Raw genomic sequence first — 21547 nt, 5'->3', positions numbered from 1 at the left:
GAGGAGTCGGCCTTAAGGCACTGTGAGGATAATTATTTATTCCTGAGAGATGTCGCGTTTTATGCCAACTACTGAGACATTCGTTGCCGCAATTACTCAGCCTGCGCCTGGCAAGCTGGTTCTTTCAGGTAGCTGGACCGCATGCGCTATTGGCGATATCGATCAGCATTTAGCCCGCTTGCTGTCATCTGATCAGACCGTTATTCAACTCGATGGTTCGCAATTAATTAGTATTGATAGCATCGGCATTTGGGTCTTACAGCGGCGCTTACAAAGCTTCCTTGATCAAGGGGGCGTCATCCAGTTATCAGGATGGTCGCCGCAATATCAAAAAATGTGGGACATCGTCAGCCAGCAAAAACATGCTGCGCCACCAGCATCGGCAAGTTCTTCTTTTGTTGAAAATATTGGAAAAAAAGTCGAGAACGTGCGGCAGGACAGTCTGGCATTGCTCAGCTTTGTCGGCGAAATCGCCATGACCTTTGCACGATTATTGCCGCACCCTCAACGCTGGCGCTGGCGACCAGTGCTACACAATATTCAGCTTGCCGGATTTGAGGCATTGCCGATTGTTGGCATTACCTCTTTTTTATTGGGCATCGTGGTCGCTTATCAAGGCGCGGACCAACTCAAACATTATGGTGCCAATATCTTTGTGGTCGAACTGGTCGGCTACTCCATGCTGCGTGAATTTGCGCCTTTGATCACGGCCATCATTATTGCCGGACGCTCCGGCTCTTCTTATGCTGCGCAAATCGGCACCATGGTGGTGACAGAAGAGGTCGATGCTATGCGTACCATCGGCATCGTACCGATTGATTTGCTGGTCATACCCAAAGTGATTGCTTTATTGATCGCCTTACCTTTGCTCACCATTTTTGCTGATGTGATTGGGGTCTTGGGCGGGATGGTGATGGCAAGCTTGCAGCTGGGTGTCGGTTTTCATGAATTTGCAGAACGATTTGGCACAGAAATCCCGTTAAAGACTTTGTTAATTGGTGTTGGTAAAGCTGCTATGTTTTCAATTGCGATTGCAGTGATTGGCTGTTTTCAGGGCTTCCGCACAGAAGGCAATGCCGATAGTGTTGGCCGCCAGACGACACGTAGTGTGGTGCAGGCGATTTTTGTGGTGATTGTGTTGGATGCGCTGTTTTCCGTCATTTTTAATTTATTGGATTTGTGATGGAATCGGAAAATATTTCAACAGATCTTAGCGATAATAAAGCGGACTTCAAGCCCGATACCAAGCCCGACAACATTATCGAGATGCGGAAGGTATCCACCCGCTTTGGCAGCAAGATAGTACATACTGATCTTGATTTGGATATCCGGCGCGGTGAGATTTTTGCGATTGTCGGCGGTAGCGGATCGGGCAAATCAACTTTGCTGCGCGAAATGATTTTGCTGCATAAGCCTGACTCTGGATCAATCAACATTTTTGGAACCGACCTTGCCACAGCATCGGATGAAGAGGCCAATCTATTGCGTCAGCGTTGGGGCGTTATGTTCCAAAAAGGCGGCTTGTTTAGTACGCTCAAAGTAATAGAAAATATTGGACTGCCTTTACGCGAACACACCGCATTAGACGATCAAATCATTGATGAGATCGCCGCTTGGAAATTGTCTCTCAGCGGACTAGAACCAGAGTCAGGCTCGCGTTATCCCTCTGAATTAAGCGGCGGTATGCTGAAGTGTGCAGCACTTGCACGTGCTCTGGCACTTGATCCCGAATTGCTCTTCCTCGATGAGCCCACCGCCGGGCTAGACCCAGCCGGTGCGGCGGGTATTGATAGCTTAGTTCGGGACTTACACGCTTTGTATAACTTAACCATTGTGATGATCACGCATGATCTGGATTTATTGTGGCAAGTGACTGATCGGGTAGCTGTATTGGGTGAGGGCAGAGTGCTTGCTGTGGGCTCTATGAGTGAATTATCCACAATGGATCATCCGATTATTCGCCAATACTTTGATGGTGCACGTGGACGTGCGGCACAGCAACAGGATGGCCAAGAGCAAAAAAAACAGCAGCAAGTATCGAAAACAACGCAAACCGTAATTGAAAAAAAGTAAAAAGGAAACATGATGGAAACAAAAGTCAATTACGCAGCAGTAGGTGCATTTGTCTTGGCGCTTGGTGCGGTATTTATTGCAGGTATTTTGTGGTTGTCGGTTGGTTTAGGCAAACAAAAACAATATGAAAAATATCTTGCGATTGTGAATGAATCGGTTGCCGGCCTGAACGTTGATGCCCCTGTTAAATATCTGGGAGTCGATATTGGAAAAGTGAAAGATATCAAACTTGATCCTGCTAACCCGCAGCAAGTGCTATTACAATTTGCGATTGAGCAAGGCACGCCGATCAAGATCGATACCTTAGCGGTACTGAAGACGCAAGGATTGACGGGTATCGCCTATGTTGAGTTAAGCGGTGGTTCGCCCAATGCGCCAGCTTTGGTTGCTACCGGGCCAGATGAGTTGCCGGTGATCCGCACTAAACCGTCATTAGGTGCCCGCTTAGAAAATGTGCTTAGCTCGGTACTGGCTAATCTTGATCGTACTGCCGCCAATATCAATGCGGTGTTAAACGATGAGAATCGTGCTGCATTTACCAAAATTCTAGCAGATACATCGGCTGTCACCGGTACTTTGGCAGCGCAAAAAAATGCGATGAGCAGTGGTATCGCCAATGCGTCTAAGACGGCTGACAATGCGGCACGCGCATCAGCACAGCTTGATCCGCTGTTACAACGTATCTCCAGCAGCGCAGAGGCAATAGAAAAATTAGCGAAAGAGGCGACATCGGCCAGTATCAGCACTAAAAAAACAGTGGACGATGCTGGTTCTGCGGTACGCCAGATCAGCAATGACACAGTGCCAGAGTTAAATCGATTGCTGACAGAATTAGGCGACTTATCAAGTTCTCTAAAAAGTTTAAGTGAGCAGACTAAACAAAATCCAAGCAGCTTGATACGAGGTCGCCAACCAGTTCCTTATGGTCCAGGTGAGGGATTGGGTGATAGATCGGTAGGCAGTACTAAAGATGGCTCTGGCGAGAGTTTTGGCAAAAAAACGGGAGAGAAGAAAACACCATGATCAATTTAGCTAAACCAAAAACAGGTACGTCATTGCAATATCAATTCAGCAAACTTGCTTCGCGTAAGGCCATTGGCTTGAGCATAAGTTTGACTGTAGTGGCAATAGTGACATTGAGCGCCTGTTCCTCCCTATTGCCAGCCAATGTGCCACCACCGATGCTGTACTCTTTTGATGCGGTACAAACGAATGTAAACACCAAACCAATAGTGTCGCTACCAGCGAAATCTGCTAATGCCATAAGTGGACCAACATTAACTGTGAGCATCCCGCGTGCGGCCGCCGGTTTTGATACGCAGCAAATGATGTATATGCGCCAGCCGCATCAACTTGAATATTTTCGTGAAAGCCAATGGGTAGATACGCCTGCGGCTATGTTGTTGCCACTAGCGGTCAATGCGATAGAGCAAAGCGGGCGATTTGGTGCGGTAATGCAATCGCCTACCACCATAGTCAGTCAGTACCGGCTAGATTTAGAAGTGGTAAGGCTACAGCAAGAATTTTTTAGCCAACCAAGCCGTGTTCACTTCACTTTACGTGCGCATTTGTCCGATACCGCAAGCCATAAAATCATCGCCTGGCGTGAGTTTGATACCAACGTCAATGCGGAGAGCGATAATTCCTATGGTGGCGTAGTGGCCGCAAATCAGGCGATACGTACGATGCTGATTGAGCTTGCCAGTTTTTGTGCTGATACGCTTAAAAACTCATCCGAATCGTCGGCTGAATCAGCTACAGTACCAGCTATACAATCAGCTACTGGATCAGCTTTTAAGCGGCCAGCGCCTGATCGACGATAACTTGTGCCTCGTTCAGTATTTTTTGCAGATGCACATCGCCGAGAAAACTCTCGGCGTAGATTTTATAAATATCTTCTGTACCTGAAGGGCGGGCAGCAAACCAACCATTTGCTGTAATCACTTTTAACCCGCCAATGGCAGCATCGTTACCAGGTGCACGCGTCAAAATAGCCTGTATGGTTTCGCCGGCTAAGCTGGTTGATTGCACTTGTTCCGGCGACAGTTTAGATAACTTGGCTTTTTGCTCGAAGCTAGCATACGCCTGCTTACGGTCAGCCACAGGCTCACCAAACTCATGGGTTAAATCGCTATACACATCGCCAAGATCATGTCCCATTTTTGCAGTGATTTCGGCTGCGAGCAAGGCTAAAACCATACCGTCTTTATCCGTCGTCCAGGCGCTGCCATCACGCCGGGCAAAGCTGGCGCCAGCGCTTTCTTCCCCCGCAAAAGCCAGACTACCATCGGCTAATCCTGCAGAAAACCATTTAAAGCCAGCGGGCACTTCAATTAATTGTCGCCCCAGTTTGGCTGCCACACGATCAATCATCTGGCTACTGACGACTGTTTTTCCTACAGCAGAGTTTTTACTCCACTGAGGTCGGTGTTGAAACAAGTAATAGATAGCTACCGATAAATAATGATTGGTCGGCAATAGTCCCACTTTGGGCGTGACGATTCCATGTCTGTCGTGATCGGTGTCACAGGCAAAGGCAATATCAAAGCAATCCTTCAATGCAGTCAGGTTATGCATTGCATAAGGTGAGGACGGATCCATCCGTATTTGCCCATCCCAGTCAACTGTCACAAAGCGGAATGTGGTGTCTACCAATGGATTCACGACGCTTAAATTGAGTTTGTAATGATCGGCAATCGCCGGCCAGTAATGCACACCGGCACCTCCGAGTGGATCAACACCCATGTGGATATTCGCCTCACGAATCGACTTCATGTCGATCACGTTCTCTAGATCATTAATGTAGGTGTTTAGAAAATCGTAGTAATGCGTGGTCGATGCCCGCAGGGCTTTTTCAAATGGCATGCGTAAAATGCCGGGCGAATCACCCGAGCCACCTTCAGCACTTTTTTGCAAAAAATCATTTGCCTGTTTTTCTATCCAGCCGGTGATGATCGTATCCGCTGGTCCGCCATTGGTGGTGTTGTATTTGATACCGCCATGCTCTGGCGGATTGTGTGAAGGCGTGATGATGATGCCGTCTGCCAGACCAAGCTGGCGCCCACGGTTATACGTCAAAATCGCATGCGATACGGCCGGTGTCGGCGTGTATTCTCCTTTGGCTGCCATCATTAACTCAACCCTATTTGCAGCTAAAACTTCTAATACGCTGGCAAATGCGGGTTCGGACAAAGCATGGGTATCAATTCCGATAAAACATGGCCCGGTAATACCTTGTTGCTTGCGATAGAGACAAATTGCCTGACTAATCGCCAGCACGTGCATCTCGTTAAAACTATGAGTAAATGCTGAACCACGATGACCTGATGTACCAAACAACACTCGTTGCGACGCGATAGACGCATCGGGTCTTTCTGTGTAATACGCCGTCACGAGTTTAGCGACATTGATGAGTAATTCTGGCGGTGCTGGTTTGCCAGCTAGAGGGCTGATTATCATAAGCTATGTTGTGTTGGGTTGAATTGACGAAAAAAATGGAACATACAAAGGAGTGGAAATGAGAATTCTTATATACTCCCTAAATAATTTAAAAAAAGCTCTATATTGATCAATGATTGTATGGACAATTAATATATACATCCACTCAGTATTAAATCTGTCCTATCATTACCCCTTCAGTGCTGGGGCTTCAATGCGATGTGGTGTCGGATGCAGGATCATTTGTACTTTAGCCGATGCCACTACATGTTCGGGCTCAAATCCGAATTGTCTTAGTAGAACTTTGATCGGTGCCGACATACCAAAAGTGTGCATCCCTAAAATGCTGCCATCTCCACCAGCATAGCGTTCCCATCCAAAAGTAGAGGCTGCCTCTACCACGACACGCGCCTTGATTGAAGGTGGCAGTATTTTGTCTTTATAGGCTTGAGTCTGACTTTCAAATATTTCCCATGAGGGCATACTGATGACTCGGGCGTGGATGCCCTCCGTTTTCAGCTGCTCGTATGCCTTGATGCAAATTCCCACTTCGCTGCCGGAAGCGATTAGTAAGACGTCAACTTGATTGTCCGTGGTCTCGGCCAAGATGTAAGCACCAAAAGCAAGGCCGCTGGCGCTGGCATAAATCGATCGATCTAAAGTTGGTACCGCTTGTCGCGTCAACACTAGGCAGACTGGGGTCTGTTTAAATTGCATCATCACTCGCCAGGCCTCTACTACCTCATTCGCATCTGCCGGTCGCAACACCACTATGCCGGGCATTGCGCGTAGTGATGCCAATTGTTCTATCGGCTGATGGGTGGGGCCATCTTCTCCCATGCCAATTGAATCATGCGTCCAGACAGAAATCAGTGGCAACTCCATCATGGCGCTCAGCCGGAGCGCGGCACGACAATAGTCGGTAAAGATTAAAAAACTGGACACGAACGGACGCAGACCAGACAAACTCATTCCATTTGCAATGGCGCACATCGCATGTTCATGCACGCCAAAATGAAAATTACGGCCTGCATAATTGCCTTCCGCCGCTTGTCCAATCGCTTGAAAATTACTCGGTCCCAATAAGTTCAGTTGCGTTTTGGTCGATGGCGAAAGATCCGCAGCACCGCCCATTAGCCAAGGTATTTTGAATGCCAGCGCATTTAACACGATACCTGAGGAATCACGCGTTGCCATTCCTTTTTCATCCTGACCGAAAACCGGTAAGACTGTCTCCCAGTTTTCAGGCAAATTACGCACTTGTATCTTGTCAATCTCTGAAGCCTGATCTGGATATTCGTTGCGATATGCCAGATATAAAGCGTTCCACGTCGCATGTGCAATTGCCCCACGCAATCCAAATCGCTTCTTAAAATGATCAATAACCCCATCTGGTACATCAAACTGTAGATCAGGATTGCAGCCATAGAATTGTTTTGTCAGACGGGCTTCCTCGACTCCGAGCGGTTCGCCATGCGCTTCACGTGTATCTTGTTTGTGTGGCGCACCATAACCAATATGGCTTTCCACAATTATGAGAGTTGGTCTGTCCTCATTCGCATCATGCGTGTGCTGCTGATGATCACCGCGTTCGTCGGGATCGGCAAAAATCTGGTACGCCTTGGTCAATGCTGTCAGATTATTGGCATTCTTGACCCTCAATACCTGCCAACCATAAGCGAGGAAACGCGCTGCAACATTTTCGGTAAAAGTGATTGACGTCGCACCTTCAATACTGATGTGATTATCGTCATAAATCCAGCATAGATTGGCTAGTTTTAAATGTCCTGCCAGCGATGCAGCCTCGCTGCTAACGCCTTCCATCATGTCGCCGTCACCGCATAAAGCATAGACATGATGGCTGAACAACTCGTAACTAGGGCGGTTATAGGTCGCTGCCAGCCAACGCTCTGAGATCGCCATGCCGACGCTGTTTGCCAGTCCTTGTCCTAACGGTCCGGTTGTCGTTTCTACTCCAGACGTCCAGCCAAATTCAGGATGTCCGGTGCAGCGACTTCCTGCTTGCCTAAAATTTTTCAGATCCTCTAAAGTCACTGCCAGACGATCGCCGGGTGGATAGCTCGACGATTTCGCTTTTACGCCTGTCAGAAAAAGCAGGCTATAAAGCAAAGCTCAGGCGTGACCAGCCGACAAAACAAACCGGTCACGATTGATCCATTCGGGATTATCCGGATCGTATCTCAAGAAGCCTTGCCACAAGCAATACGCGGTTGGAGCCGCGCCCATCGGAGTGCCGGGGTGACCTGATTGCGCTTTTTGTACAGCATCGATAGACAGCGTACGTAAGGTGTTAATACATCGCTCATCGATTTCTAGCTCGGCAAATTGTTCTGGCTCGTTCACAAAAGACTCCGGTTAAAAACGCAATACAATAATTTGGCGACAATTTTGACAACCCATCTTTACAAAGGATTGCTTCCTTATTCAAAGGGATTGCTGTCAACTATTTTTTCCTACATATCGACATGAGCAAGTTGCCGTCCCTTTTCAGCGATTAGTAAGATCAGGGCTTCCCATGATTTTGCAAACGATGCAACGCCTTCAGTTTGAAGTCTTTCTGCCAAAGCCTCATCATCGACGCCTTCGCGCCTGAATTCCTCCAGCACCGCTGGAGCGAAGCCACCATCGGTAGGTAACACGCCGTCGGGCTTGCCGTGATCTGCAAAAGCTAATAAGGTCTTTTCAGGAACGGTATCAATACTGCCAGGAGCGATTAAGGCATCCACATACAAGGTATCTGACGCAAGAGGATCTTTGGTACCTGTGCTGGCCCATAAAATTCGCTGAGGACAAGCACCAGACTGCAGAATTTTTTGCCAGCGTGCGGAGACCATCAAAGTTTGATAATTCTTATAAATCAGCATTGCCATCACAATGCCAAGCCGATTGTGGTACTCCGGTGATATTTCCTGTTTGACTGCTGTATCCCAACGACTGACAAAAATCGATGCAACAGAAAATACTTTGGCATCCAACCCGACGGCGATGCGCCGCTCGATGCCGCACAAATAAGCTTCTGCCGCTGCAAGATATTGCTGGCTTGAAAATAATAAGGTTACGTTCACCGGCACTCCAGCAAAAATAGATTCTTCAATCGCTTTCAGGCCTGCGGGCGTTCCCGGGATTTTGATGAATAAATTAGGACAATTTGCTGCACGATAAAGCCGCTTTGCCTCTGCTATCGTACCCTTGGCGTCATTCGCTAATAATGGTGACACCTCGAGCGATACCCAGCCATCTAAGCTGTCTGTAACCTTGAAAATAGGAAGAAGCAAGGCTGCCGCTTGGGTTAAATCGCTGATCGCCAATTCAAAAAATACAGCCTCAGCAGATTTTCCTTCTTCCAATTTTTGATGGATATCTGCATCGTAAGCATTGGTGTTTCGGATTGCCTGCTCAAAAATGGTGGGATTGGATGTCAGCCCCGTGATAGAAAATTCTGCAAGATATTTTGCTAAGGTACCGCTGCTTAACAGGTCTCTTGTGATGTTATCTAACCAGAGACTTTGTCCTAGCTGATGTAGTTGTATTGTTGGTTTCATGATCGTCTGAATGAGAGGAGGTGGTAGAGAGTGGTCGTTATGGAGGATCGGATGATTTAGGCGCATGGATGACCTCAAGAAAATCAATATCGATTAAATCTGCTGTATGATCAATCGTGACATCAGCTGCTGGAAAATTGGCGATATTCTCCGGATCAAGTGCGTAGTGACCCTGACGAACAAAGATTGTCGTCAGTCGATCACCCCAATGACTTTTCATCGTCGACAAAATACGTAATTTATCGTCGACCATTACATAATGTTGCGCGGGGTACTGCGCCTCTACTACATCCAGCATGTCTTCTTTGTGGACGTAGACCAGTACTCGTCCTGCAACCGCATTCCACAGCCCAGAGCGTTGTATTTTTCTCGGCTGAAAAACCACATCACCATCCGATAAGATTACACTTTTTCCCCAGGTTGACAGGTGTGAAATCGCTGCTTTTACGTTGGGGTACAGCAAGTCGGAGAAGGGGAAATCCATTAGATATGCCGACATTAGTAATAGCCGCGGATCACTCATATCTTGTACTCGATACCGCTGTAATGCCCCCAAATAATCCACATAGCCTAATTCTTCACGCAGCTCTTCCAGAATAGTGTTGTAGCGATCCTCATTTTCAGGGCCAAATTCTTGAGAAAGATGGCAGCGCAGATCACTACGCAGGCGATCGTTATCCAGCAACGTATTGTCTACGTCCAATAGAAAAATAATCTCGTCGGGTTCTGCCATTAGTCATCTTTCATCGAACAAAAATAGGTTCACTAAAAAGTCGAGGTCAGCGCAAAATAGTAAAAAAGATCATTAGCTATATTGATCAGGAATCTGTATCCAATTTCTCAACATGTCCACCAAATTGATGCCGCATCGCGGACAATAATTGATTGGCGAAACCAGCATTCCCCCGAGAGCTAAAACGCTCAGATAGAGCTGCGTTCAGTACAGGGGCGGGGACAGCTTCATCAATTGCAGCAATCATCGTCCAGCGTCCTTCGCCAGAATCTGACACATGCCCTTCAAATGTACTTAAGGAGGGATCTTTTTGTAGCGCCTTCGCAGTTAAATCGAGGAGCCAGGAACTAATGACACTGCCACGTCGCCAGACCTCAGTGATCTCAGCCAAATCAAATGGGTATTGATAAAATTCTGGATTGCGTAATGGTGTGGTTTCGGCATCTGTCGCAGTTTTTGAGTGACCGGCAGAGGTACTGTTCATGGCACCTATATTAGCGTTATGTAGAATATTTAGGCCCTCTGCATAAGCCGCCATCAAGCCGTATTCAATGCCGTTGTGCACCATTTTTACGAAGTGGCCAGCGCCATGCGATCCACAATGCAGGTAGCCATATTGAGCTGTACTTTTGTTTTTTTTATCACTGATCGCTGCTTCTTCGGACATCCCACTTTTTGTCCGGTCATTCGCAGTGTCGTGTGATGCCGCGCCTGGCGCGAGTGACTCAAAAATAGGGGAGAGATAATTTACGATGCCAGACTCGCCTCCGATCATCAGACAATAGCCACGCTCCAAGCCAAATACACCGCCGCTAGTTCCGACATCGACGTAATGAATGCCGCGTGAACTCAAGGCAGTGCTGCGTTGAATATCGTCACGGTAATATGAATTGCCGCCATCAATGATAATGTCGCCAATGTCGAGTAATGGTGTCAGAGTCACCAGCTCTTGATCAACCAGTCCAGCGGGCAGCATCAACCAGATCACTCTGGGTTGTTCTAATTGCGATACTAGAGCTGCAATCGAGTCGGCGGCCACCGCACCTTGCCGTTGTAGTTTTTCTACCGTAGCAGACTGTATGTCAAAGACAACGCAGCGGTGATCTTTTTGAATTAACCGCAATGCCATATCGCTACCCATGCGACCCAAGCCAATCATGCCTAACTGCATAGATCTTCTCCAGTGTATTACGCGGTTTTCCAGGAAGAGGAATTAGCTAAGATGGAATACGCTTTTGCCACTTCTTCGGTATCGCCATGAATGAGCAAAACATACTTATCCACTTTGAGCGCAGTCTCATATTTAATGATTTGGTCGTTGGGTACTCCGATGTTCACTAATACGGCTCCCAGAGCAGAGACACCTCCGACAACGACAGCGCCCTCAAGCGCTCCCACGAGCGCAGCTGCAATTGGGCCTGCCATCGCCATCACACCTAGGCCAGGTAAAAAGAACACAGCAGGAGCCAATAGCAATCCCCAGATAGCGCCCCAGAATGCGCCATTGCCACCCCAAGTTTTTACCCGGTCGCCTAAGGTATAAAACCCTAGAGGATGTTCTTCGGAGTGATAGCCCTTACCGATCAAGGATAGATTTTTCATATCAAAGCCAGCTTTGCTGAGTGTCTGTATGGCTTCCTCTGCTTCAATGTGGCTATTAAAAATATGCACTGGTGAATCTTTGGTTTCCATGTTGTTACTCCGTAACGTAATTAATATTTCGATTTAATATTTCGATTTAATATTTCGATTTAATATTTCGATTTAATATTTCGATGATGAGACAGGCGGACATCGTCAGGCGCAATGCAATGCAGTTCAATGTCCGTTATTTAGCAATACGGCTCACTTTTACAAAATCAATATCGAATCGTTGTATGATCCACTACGTTTTTTACACCAGGTGTTCCCCAAGCCGAATGCATGACCAGATCGCGCTCTAGCCAGCTATGCACGGTTCCCGCCAAAGTCACCTCTGCGCCGTTGACGCTGACTGAAACATTCTTTGCGTCGTTATGAGCACGCCGTTTCAAGGCTGCTTCGATATCTGATTTCACTGCATCCAGGGAGACTTTTGGTTTGATGATAATTTGATCGCTGAGGCCGGTAACACCCATCAGATTGCGCACGGCATCAGTCACCGCTTGCCGTTGATATTCCCAGTCAACTTCGCCCGTTAAGGTGATGAAGCCAGCCTCGACAGTTACGTTCACTGCCTTGGTTGGCACATAGGTCAACCATTCAAGTGCATTTTTTGCGGTACGCGCTATGTCGCCATCAGTTCTTTGGCTGGTTCCTGGTAACCGAACATCCATTTCGATTGCCAGCGCCTTTACACCATAAACCCGCTGTGCTGCTCGCTCTGCATCCCACTTTTCTGCAAAGCTGCTGACATGACCTGCTAGTGTGACCACGCCGTCAGATACTTCAACGCCGATATGGGAGGAATCGACAGAAGGTTCCCATTCCAACTCAGCGAGAACGTCTTTTTGAATTTGTGTATCGGTATTCATTTTTAACTTTCGTTTAGGTTAAAGAACAGTCAGCTTGTGCTAAACGAAAATCTTAATCTGTGCGGTGTGCCGCTTACGCCAAATGAATGTTGGCATGGTAGCCAAGTCGTTCAATTACTTCTTCTACTTGCGATGCAGTAACGCATGTCGGATCAGTAGATACGATAGCTTGCCCATCGCGTAAAGATAGTTCTGTATCGCTGACCCCATCCATGCCTTCCAACGCGCGGTAGATATGACCTAAACAGGCACCGCTGGTCATGCCCTGAATATCAAAAATCATCGTTTCCATTGCTATTCTCCATCTTTAAAAAATAACCAAGTTCAGAAAAAATCGTCGATGTCTCATGGAGAATTTCCGTTTTGAATTCTCTATTGATGCTTGTATGAAAGCAGGCTAGGCGAGCAGAGTAAGACCTGTCTGTGCGCTATCTAACCGATAGGGAATAGTTGAACCCAGATTTTCCATTAGACCACTACCACTTCACCGAAACGCAGATGGCGTACGGTGTTCAGAGGAGTAGCACCAACGCGATTTGAGTGGATGCGCAACAGCGGCAATTACAGCTTTGGCGAACTGCCTGACGTTGTTGCTCCTCCTAACAATAGGCAGCTTGCGTCGTCGGCGCGTCTAGCCAGTCAGTCCGCCAAAGGCATACTTGTCACTGTTCCAATAGAAAATCTGGGTTGAACTAAGATTTCTATTACGCCAACCTTAGGTGCCGCATGAGAGAGCGATCAATATCCTTATGTGGAATTTTTTACCAAAGAGTCAAGCAGTCCAAAACGCCGCTGTACAGACGCTTTAAAAGCCGCTGCTGTTTGTGGCTTTACAAAAAAAGTCACGACCTCTGGATGGCTGGCGCGGATCTGGGTTTCAATATCTACGACCAGGGTTTCAATCTGTGATGTTGTAAGGTCATCAGCAAATTCGATACTCATCGCGGCCAGTATTTGATCTGGCGCAAGCTGTACCGTCAATACACCATTGGTTTTTACTGAGGGAGAAAGTTGATTCGCAATACTCAACATCGAGTCACTTAGCTGGCGGTCGGCACGTTCTCCGATCAGCAGACTTTTACTTTCGCGGGCGAGTAATCCTGCAGTACCTGCGAGTATTAGTCCTATCAGAACAGAAGCAATCCCGTCTGATGCCAGCATACCCAAATTAGTTGCTAGGTAAGTAGAAAATGCAGCAATCACGATCCCGATCAACGCCACGCTATCTTCAAATAAAACAATAAAAGAGGCAGGATCTTTGCTATGACGAAATGCTTCGTAATAACCCAATGTGCCCTTGGACGCTTTAAACTGTTTTAGTGAGATTAACCAGGATGTACCATCAAATACAAACGCCAGTCCCAGCACAACATAACTGACGATGGGGTCATGGATTGCTTGAGGCGCCAGCAGATGTAAAATGCCTTCATATATCGAGACGCCAGCACCTAGCGCAAATACCAGCAGAGCGACAATAAAGCTCCAAAAATATAACTCGCGGCCATAGCCAATGGGGTGCTCCGCATCGGCCTGTCGTTCAGCGCGACATATGCCATACAGCAGCAATAATTCATTGCCAGTATCCACAAATGAATGAACCGCCTCGCTCCACATAGCTGCACTACCAGTCCAGGTAGCGGCGCTGGCTTTGGTAATGGCAACTAAAATATTTCCGATTAGTGCGGCGTAGATGACCTGCTTTGAAGATGCATTCGTTGCCATATCAGTTCATTTTCATCATCTTAGGACTACGTAAAAGCATAAAGCTATTTGCAGCAGTTCACTTATAGCGATTAGGCGGGATGCAAAACGTCAAGACCTCTCACCACCGAGGCACAAAGGTACCGAGGAAGAATAAATAGCGAGAAAATCTGGAGAAGAGCGAAAACATGCATTTCTCTTTTTTTGTCACTCCGTCTTTACGTGTTTCTGTGTCTCGGTATCTATATGATGAGAGGTTTTAGTTTTTGCGTCAGTCCCATTTATTTGATGACACTCCTTGGTACCCCAAAATTCACCAATTGCAATCAATCACTGCTGTGTTTGAGACTTATTGCATGCCTCCAAATATAGAGCCCACAGCATAGGTTAAGCCCATCGCTAAAGCGCTCCAGAAAGTTACCCGTACCGATCCTTGTACGACATTAGCACCACCAACATAAGCAGCAAGCCCACCAAGAACTGCGAGAAAACCTATAGAAGTCGCTGCCACGAGCCAACTCAAATAGGGGTTAGGTATCAGAACCGATACCAATAAGGGCAGCAATGCACCAATCGTAAAACTACCGGCAGAGGCAAAGGCGGCCTGCAATGGACGGGCGCTCAGAGTTTCAGAAATACCTAACTCATCTCTGGCATGGGCATTCAGCGCATTATTTTTCATCAGATCGATAGCGACCTGTCGCGCTAAGGAGGTATCTAGCCCTCGATTAATATAGATCTCAGTTAATTCTCTTAACTCACCCTCGGGATCAGTTTTTAATTCTCGTCTTTCGGTCTCCAGCGCCGCATTTTCTGTGTCCGCCTGGGACTGAACGGAAACATATTCTCCGGTTGCCATGGACATCGCGCCCGCCACCAGACCCGCTACGGCCGCAATCAAAATACTAGTATGGCTGGCGTTAGATGCTGCAACACCTAAAATTAAACTCGAGGTAGAAACGATGCCGTCGTTCGCACCCAGCACAGCAGCTCGCAGCCAGCCGATATGTTCAAGTTTATGTTGCTCAGGATGCTTTCTTCTCATGATCTCATTTACCGTATTTGTGTTTCGTACTCATTTTTTTACTTCTATTTCCATGACGTAAGATAGTTTCTGATTAGGAGTTATGCAAAATTGTTCCAGCAAGGCGTAGTGACGACAGTGCTTTAGTGCGGCTAGTCGCTGCAACGCAGCTGGGGCGGTTTTGCGTCAGTCCTACTAATACTTTTCTTGATTCATACGTCAACAACTTTATACGAGTATGTCGCAAAAAATAATTTATTTACTCGCTATTTTTAGCCTGTATCAATTACGTCAACCGACTAACTGATTCTGTGTGCCACCTGATATTGGCTAAGCGAACTACCGCACAGACGACTTGATCTTGTCAGGCTCAATATGAGCTAACTAAAACGCCTGCATGAGAGTTCGCCATGACATCCATAACGTCCATAACATCGATAACACCCGCAACATTTAGTGAGGTGAACACATCTACCAACACAATTACGGCTGCAAGTCCAAGTAATCAAGCCGGGATAAATGCAAAACCAGTATGGTTTGTTACTGGTTGCTCCACAGGCTTTGGCAGGGAATTAGCGCAACATCTGATCGGTCTGGGCTATAACGTTATTATCACCTCGCGTAATACAGATGACTTAAAGGAGCTGGCACACCATAAAAACGTGCTGATCTTGACCTTAGATGTGACCGACCAGCAGCAAATTAATCAGGCGATTAAAGCCACAGAAGACAAGTTTGGTCGTATTGATGTGCTAGTCAACAATGCTGGAATAGGCTACTTCGCAGCGGTTGAAGAAAGCGAGGAAGAAGAGATCAGGAAGATGTTTGAGGTCAATGTCTTTGGCTTGGGCAATATGATCCGTGCGGTGTTGCCTGGAATGCGGCAACGACAATCGGGTTTTATCGTCAACATCTCTTCAATTGGCGGTATTTGTGCTTTTCCAGCAGTGGGTTATTACAACGCGACCAAATTTGCGGTAGAGGGTTTGTCCGGCGCACTGTGTCAGGAAGTGGAACCTTTAGGTATCAAAGTCATGCTAGTCGAACCGAGTGGTTTTCGGACGGATTGGGCGGGGCGGTCAGCCAACGAAAGTAAGCTACAAATTGAGGATTATGCCTCCACTGCAGGTGTCTGGCGTAGTCAGGTAAGAGCGATCTCCGGCAAACAACCTGGCGATCCTGTTCGCGCTGCACATGCGATTGTTCTGGCGGTGGAATCACCCAAACCACCGCATCATCTGTTGCTTGGTAACGCTGCATTTGAAGGCGCGATGGCTAAACTGACCGACTTGCGTAAAGATTTTTTAGCATGGGAAGACGTTACACGCGCTGCTGATTTTCCTAAAAATCAATCCAAAAATATGACTTGATCTTGGTTTGATCAAAGCGAATAACTAACTTTGTGATGTTTTTTTCTGTCGATAATTCAACAGACCAGATTGACAAATGGAGCAATAAAATGACCTATGCAAGCTTGATGGTTAACGTTGAATTAGGACGTTCAAATAAGGGACTTTTGACAACCGCTACCGGTCTTGCCAATCGATTTAATGCTCACTTGATCGGTATTGGTGTTTGCAAGCCTATGCAATTTGCTTACGGCGATGGCTATATTTCTGGCGATCTGATCAGACAAGATCAAGATGAAATTAATAAAGAAATCCATGAGGCGGAAACAGAGTTTCACGCTGTTTTAAAAGAGGGTATGGCTGAAGGTTTGCAAATATCCGAATGGCGTTCTGCGATTACTCTGACGCAGTTATCAGACTATGTCGCACAACAGGCTCGATGCGCCGATCTGATTATTACCCGCGCTAAATCTGGTTCTATATTTGACGATGCGCGGGTTATGAATATTGGTGATCTGGTTATGCAGACTGGCAGACCTGTTCTGATCGTTCCACCAGATATGGCACGGCTGGAGCTTAACTGTGTCGTCATTGGATGGAATGACACACGTGAGTCCAGGCGAGCCATTATCGATGCTTTACCTTTGCTCAGGCAAGCAACTAAGGTTGTGGTAGTTGAGATATCTAAGGACGATAATTTATCGGATGCCCATGCAGATTTAGATGATGTCGTCGCCTGGCTGCACCGGCACGATATTAAGGCAGAATCTCTTGCATCTTTTTCGGTCAATGACGATACCAAGCAATTGCTCGCAATTATCCAAGACTATCGAGCTAACATGATTGTGGTAGGCGCGTTTGGTCATAGTCGCTTTCGGGAATGGGTATTTGGCGGCGTCACCCATGATCTGTTACTGCGCGCTGATTGCTGTACTTTTATATCACATTAATTTCCGGATATTTTTCTCGATGCAGAAAGTGCAATCTCCGGTTTTATTTTTGATTTTTATGAAGGGTTGGATGCTTTATGTGTCCAAATATCTAAGCATTCAAACGCAAACAATTTCAAGTTTGGGAAGTCTAATGGAAGAGCTAAAATCAAATCCCCTTAATGGTTGCCTGACAAAGGCAGATTTACAATTTTCATATTCTCTCGATCTGAGTGGCGATATTAGTGATCCCCATGCTGAAAATAACTTTAAACAAGACAATACCGTTCTTGATAGAGACGATGGGGATCAGGTTTTATGTTTTGTGAATGAATTTGCTAAACAGCATCCCGACCTGGGAGAAGAGAAAGTGGTAGCGCTACGTACCGAACGTATTCTCAAAACTATAATTCCCGACGATATCAGCAGCTGTAAGGACATGACCAGCTGGCTAGTTCATAGCTGGCATCGTTATTCTTCTATTTGATTATATTTTCTAAGCAAGCTTATTTAGCAAGCTTATTAAACAACCTTAATAAGAAAATTCACTGAAAATAGTGACTAAGCATGCAGTCAGATATCAACTCTATTCTTTGATCTGGATCAACAAAATCGGAGAATCAATGGGTATGTTGGATGACCAACAGACGAAATAAGTCTCAAAAGTCTACAAGTAGTACGTCACCAAAATACGACGAAAAAATCCTACAGGTGTTACGCCCGTTTTGATTTTCCTTGTTACCTAAATTGATAGAAAAGAAAAAAATGAAACTCACAAAAAATAGAATTCTCATCGCCGTTGCAAGCACGCTGGCAATCTCAGGCGCATTAATGTTCACAGACACTGGCGTTGCTAGCGCACAAGTTGCTGGATCTACCACCATGATCGGTATGACAGTATCGGAAGTGCAGCAAGTTGCGACTGGTTGGAGTGCCAAAAAAAGTATTTTAGGCAAATCAGTTTATAACGAGACTGGAGAAAAAATCGGTAAGGTCGAAGATCTGATCATCACACCGGAAAAGAATGTGTCTTATCTGATTATTGCTGTAGGCGGGTTTATCGGACTTGGTCAGCATAATGTGAGCATCCCCTCACCGCAAATTATCGAACAGGACGGTAAATTAATTTTACCGGGTGCATCTAAAGAGGCTGTAAAGGCAATGCCTCCATTTAATTACGCTAGTGACACCGCAAAACGCGATCTGTTTTTAGCAAATGCTGAGCAAGATCTGAATAAAGCAAAAGCAAAAATCGCAGAGATTCAAAAAAAATCTGCAACCCTCTCAGGTGAAGCAAAAACTAAGCTTGACCAGCAATTACAGACTCTGCAGCAAGACGTTAAATTGGCTGAAGATAAGCTGACTGCAATGAAGCGTGCAGAGGCAAAAAAATGGAAAAATTTTGAGGCTGATGTCAATAAAGCGTTCGTTCGCATGAAGCATTCAATGGAAAGCATCATTACCTGATTTATCAGGAACTCAGTGATCTATATGGTCTTGAGTTACGGTGTCAATGTCGAAAAAACGTTTGCACCAGCGACACGATTTTCTCTTCTCAGTTAATAACAATAGGACTTACGCATAATGGTCTAGGTAAGGCGTAGTGGCAAATCAGTATTTGGTGCGTTAGTTAGTACCAAAGGCAGCTACAAGGCAACTGGGGCGGTTTTTTGTAAATCCTGAACAAGTATCATCTAAAGGACGACATATCATGAGCAAAATTATTGGCATAGATCTTGGAACAACTAATTCCTGCGTTGCAATTATGGAAAATGGCCAACCAAAAGTCATTGAAAACGCAGAAGGCGCGCGTACCACTCCATCCATCATCGCCTATCAAGAAGACGGAGAAATTTTGGTCGGTGCCTCCGCAAAACGGCAGGCAGTGATTAATCCCAAAAATACGCTATTCGCGGTCAAGCGTTTGATCGGACGTAAATTTGATGAGAAAGAAGTCCAAAAAGATATAGGACTCATGCCATTCCAAATTATCAAAGCGGATAACGGTGACGCATGGATTAGCGTCAGAGATAAAAAGCTTGCACCACCGCAAATTTCAGCCGAGATATTGCGCAAGATGAAAAAGACCGCAGAAGATTATCTTGGGACAGAAGTGACCGAGGCAGTGATTACTGTGCCGGCTTATTTTAATGACGCTCAGAGACAAGCGACTAAAGACGCCGGACGCATTGCTGGGCTAGATGTCAAGCGCATTATCAACGAACCGACTGCAGCGGCTCTAGCATTTGGTCTTGATAAAAAAGAGAAAGGTGATCGTAAAATTGCGGTCTATGACTTGGGAGGTGGTACGTTTGACGTATCGATTATAGAAATTGCAGAAGTCGATAACGAAAGACAATTTGAAGTACTGTCCACCAACGGCGATACCTTTTTAGGTGGCGAGGATTTTGATCAGCGCATTATTGATTTCATTATTGACGACTTTAACAAAATCAATGGCATTGATCTCAAAAAAGATCCGATTGCGTTACAACGGATTAAAGCCTCTGCGGAGCGCGCAAAAATTGAATTATCTTCTGCCCAGCAGACAGAAATTAACGAGCCGTATATTGCCATGGCTAATGGTGCACCGGTGCATCTGACCATGAAAATAACCCGTGCCAAATTAGAATCTCTAGTAGAAGAATTAATCGAGGCCACCATTGCCCCTTGCAGAACGGCGATGAAGGATGCCGGCATCAGTGTGGCAGATATCGACGATATTATTTTAGTGGGTGGCATGACACGTATGCCAAAAGTACAGGAAAAGGTAAAAGAATTTTTTGGTAAAGAGCCACGCAAAGATATTAATCCTGATGAGGCGGTAGCGGTTGGCGCAGCAATTCAGGGTGCCGTATTGTCGGGTGATCAGAAAGATCTTTTGCTGCTCGATGTCACGCCTTTATCGCTGGGGATAGAAACGCTGGGTGGCATGATGACGATGATGATACAAAAAAATACCACGATTCCGACTAAATTTAGCCAGGTATTTTCCACTGCAGATGACAATCAGAATGCGGTGACGATCAAAGTGTTTCAGGGTGAACGGGAAATCGCTGCCAAGAACAAAGCATTGGGAGAATTTAATCTGGAAGGCATTCCACCATCCTCGCGCGGCACGCCACAAATTGAAGTGAGCTTTGACATTGACGCCAACGGTATTTTGCATGTCGGTGCCAAAGACAAAGCGACCGGCAAAGAAAATCGAATTACGATCAAAGCCAATTCGGGTCTGACTGAAGTAGAAATCCAGAAAATGGTGAAAGACGCCGAAGTCAATGCAGAAGAAGACAGGAAGCTAAAAGAATTAACAGAGTCCAGAAATCACGCAGATACTTTGATCCACAATACCAATAAATCGATGCTTGAATACGGTACAACATTGGATGCTTCGGAAAAAGACGCTATTGAAAAAAATATTGCGGAATTGGAGTTATCCTTAAAAAGCTCAGACAAAACCGATATCGATAGCAAGATTTCTGCTTTATCCAGCTCAGCACAAAAGTTGGGAGATAAGATGCAAGCCAATGCGGCTGCAAAACAGTCTGCTCAGCATTCCGGCACGGCAAGCAACGATTCTGCCTCCCACTCTTCTAAGCAGGAAGCACAGTCAGATGATGTGGTTGATGCGGAGTTTGAAGAGGTCAAAGAGCATAAATAAGTTGTGGTTATTTATTCGCTCAGCGGTCGCCTATTCTTAGCTAAAAATGTTCGTTGCGCCTGAGGATGATCAGATCCAGAGACCTTGATGTTGGAAGTCTCTGGCCTCTCTCGCTGTGACACTGAATCGGTAGCGTTGTTGATTATTGTCATCCTCGTATTAGTCACTCCCTAAAAGGTATCCGATTGAAAACCAAAAAAACACCTTCCCCGTTGCCAACGCATAAAGACGATAGCAATGTATTGAAAGGGGAGAGTCATGCTGACAGCGCGCTAGATGAGGCGTTAAAAGAGAGTTTTCCTGCCAGCGATGCGATTGCAGTCGAGATATCGGTTCCGCCATCACTACCAAAGACAACAGTGCAGTCAAGCACGCTTAAAATCAAGAAAAAATAAACGCAAACTGGTCTGACAAATACGGGGAAAAATATCCATTTTTGCCAAGAGAGTTTTATATACTCCCAGAAAAAATTAATAAAAATGCGGTGGATTCAAGTACGAAGAGCAACGTTGAATAAAAAGTCAAAGGGTCAGATGCGATAGCATTCTGCCTTTTGACCAGCC

The 21547-nt window shown here is 46.1% G+C and carries 20 protein-coding genes and 1 pseudogene; 10 read left to right on the top strand and 11 right to left on the bottom strand.

Annotation, left to right across the window (positions count from 1 at the left end; genetic code table 11):
• The first annotated feature begins 61 nt into the window (after positions 1 to 61).
• The 3 genes from QN395_RS13880 to QN395_RS13870 are packed head-to-tail and all read left to right on the top strand — an operon-like array spanning position 62 to position 3096.
• Positions 62 to 1183, top strand: a complete 1122-nt coding sequence (locus tag QN395_RS13880; RefSeq protein ID WP_322118466.1) for an MlaE family lipid ABC transporter permease subunit — start codon at positions 62 to 64, stop codon at positions 1181 to 1183.
• Complete coding sequence (locus QN395_RS13875; protein ID WP_323492210.1) at positions 1183 to 2073, top strand: ABC transporter ATP-binding protein; 891 nt, start codon at positions 1183 to 1185, stop codon at positions 2071 to 2073. Before QN395_RS13880 ends, QN395_RS13875 begins: the two co-directional genes overlap by 1 nt.
• A 9-nt stretch (positions 2074 to 2082) precedes the next feature.
• Positions 2083 to 3096, top strand: a complete 1014-nt coding sequence (locus QN395_RS13870) for an MlaD family protein (protein ID WP_323492209.1) — start codon at positions 2083 to 2085, stop codon at positions 3094 to 3096.
• A gap of 40 nt (positions 3097 to 3136) precedes the next feature.
• Here QN395_RS13870 and QN395_RS13865 read toward each other — a convergent pair whose 3' ends face one another.
• Positions 3137 to 3337, bottom strand: a complete 201-nt coding sequence (locus QN395_RS13865; RefSeq protein ID WP_322118469.1) for a hypothetical protein — start codon at positions 3335 to 3337, stop codon at positions 3137 to 3139.
• A gap of 19 nt (positions 3338 to 3356) precedes the next feature.
• Between QN395_RS13865 and QN395_RS13860 the strand changes: the two genes are divergently transcribed.
• A complete protein-coding gene (locus QN395_RS13860; protein WP_322118470.1) occupies positions 3357 to 3896 on the top strand; it encodes an ABC-type transport auxiliary lipoprotein family protein in 540 nt (179 codons plus the stop codon).
• Here the strand turns inward: QN395_RS13860 and pgm are convergent.
• From pgm to QN395_RS13810, 10 genes and pseudogenes are all read right to left on the bottom strand, one after another.
• The gene (gene pgm, locus QN395_RS13855) at positions 3868 to 5532 is read right to left on the bottom strand and encodes a phosphoglucomutase (alpha-D-glucose-1,6-bisphosphate-dependent) (protein WP_322118471.1); all 1665 of its coding nucleotides are present in this window, start codon (positions 5530 to 5532) and stop codon (positions 3868 to 3870) included. The genes QN395_RS13860 and pgm overlap by 29 nt on opposite strands.
• Positions 5533 to 5700: 168 nt before the next feature.
• Positions 5701 to 7875, bottom strand: a pseudogene (gene tkt / locus QN395_RS13850) (transketolase).
• Positions 7876 to 7985: 110 nt separating this feature from the next.
• Positions 7986 to 9074, bottom strand: a complete 1089-nt coding sequence (gene tal / locus QN395_RS13845) for a transaldolase (RefSeq protein WP_322118473.1) — start codon at positions 9072 to 9074, stop codon at positions 7986 to 7988.
• Between the two features lie 37 nt (positions 9075 to 9111).
• Positions 9112 to 9807, bottom strand: coding sequence for an HAD family hydrolase (locus QN395_RS13840; protein ID WP_322118474.1), 696 nt, complete (start codon positions 9805 to 9807; stop codon positions 9112 to 9114).
• Positions 9808 to 9892: 85 nt separating this feature from the next.
• Positions 9893 to 10978 carry a phosphogluconate dehydrogenase (NAD(+)-dependent, decarboxylating) gene (gnd, locus tag QN395_RS13835; RefSeq protein WP_322118475.1) on the bottom strand — a complete coding sequence of 362 codons (1086 nt, stop codon included), beginning with the start codon at positions 10976 to 10978 and terminating at the stop codon, positions 9893 to 9895.
• A gap of 17 nt (positions 10979 to 10995) precedes the next feature.
• Positions 10996 to 11499: a DUF1269 domain-containing protein gene (locus QN395_RS13830; protein WP_322118476.1), complete on the bottom strand. Its 504-nt coding sequence runs from the start codon at positions 11497 to 11499 to the stop codon at positions 10996 to 10998.
• 167 nt (positions 11500 to 11666) lie between these two features.
• Complete coding sequence (locus tag QN395_RS13825) at positions 11667 to 12320, bottom strand: BON domain-containing protein (RefSeq protein WP_322118477.1); 654 nt, start codon at positions 12318 to 12320, stop codon at positions 11667 to 11669.
• Between the two features lie 73 nt (positions 12321 to 12393).
• On the bottom strand, positions 12394 to 12612 hold the full coding sequence (locus QN395_RS13820) for a heavy metal-associated domain-containing protein (protein ID WP_322118478.1): 219 nt from the start codon (positions 12610 to 12612) through the stop codon (positions 12394 to 12396).
• Positions 12613 to 13067: 455 nt separating this feature from the next.
• Complete coding sequence (locus QN395_RS13815) at positions 13068 to 14042, bottom strand: cation diffusion facilitator family transporter (protein ID WP_322118479.1); 975 nt, start codon at positions 14040 to 14042, stop codon at positions 13068 to 13070.
• Between the two features lie 328 nt (positions 14043 to 14370).
• Positions 14371 to 15066 carry a VIT family protein gene (locus QN395_RS13810; RefSeq protein WP_322118480.1) on the bottom strand — a complete coding sequence of 232 codons (696 nt, stop codon included), beginning with the start codon at positions 15064 to 15066 and terminating at the stop codon, positions 14371 to 14373.
• 389 nt (positions 15067 to 15455) lie between these two features.
• Here QN395_RS13810 and QN395_RS13805 point away from each other — a divergent pair, with 389 nt between their 5' ends.
• From QN395_RS13805 to QN395_RS13780, 6 genes are all read left to right on the top strand, one after another.
• Positions 15456 to 16415 carry an oxidoreductase gene (locus tag QN395_RS13805; protein ID WP_322118481.1) on the top strand — a complete coding sequence of 320 codons (960 nt, stop codon included), beginning with the start codon at positions 15456 to 15458 and terminating at the stop codon, positions 16413 to 16415.
• Between the two features lie 89 nt (positions 16416 to 16504).
• On the top strand, positions 16505 to 17344 hold the full coding sequence (locus QN395_RS13800) for a universal stress protein (protein WP_323492208.1): 840 nt from the start codon (positions 16505 to 16507) through the stop codon (positions 17342 to 17344).
• 19 nt (positions 17345 to 17363) lie between these two features.
• Positions 17364 to 17810, top strand: a complete 447-nt coding sequence (locus QN395_RS13795) for a hypothetical protein (protein WP_323492207.1) — start codon at positions 17364 to 17366, stop codon at positions 17808 to 17810.
• Between the two features lie 278 nt (positions 17811 to 18088).
• A complete protein-coding gene (locus tag QN395_RS13790; protein WP_322118484.1) occupies positions 18089 to 18790 on the top strand; it encodes a PRC-barrel domain-containing protein in 702 nt (233 codons plus the stop codon).
• Between the two features lie 244 nt (positions 18791 to 19034).
• Positions 19035 to 20984, top strand: a complete 1950-nt coding sequence (gene dnaK / locus QN395_RS13785) for a molecular chaperone DnaK (protein WP_323492206.1) — start codon at positions 19035 to 19037, stop codon at positions 20982 to 20984.
• Between the two features lie 185 nt (positions 20985 to 21169).
• A complete protein-coding gene (locus tag QN395_RS13780; protein ID WP_322118486.1) occupies positions 21170 to 21379 on the top strand; it encodes a hypothetical protein in 210 nt (69 codons plus the stop codon).
• Positions 21380 to 21547 lie beyond the last annotated feature (168 nt).

It is taken from the genome of Undibacterium sp. RTI2.2 (genome assembly GCF_035018705.1).
Lineage (GTDB): Bacteria > Pseudomonadota > Gammaproteobacteria > Burkholderiales > Burkholderiaceae_D > Undibacterium.
Note: the sequence above shows the minus strand (reverse complement) of the source record. Positions and strands in the feature narration are given on the sequence as shown.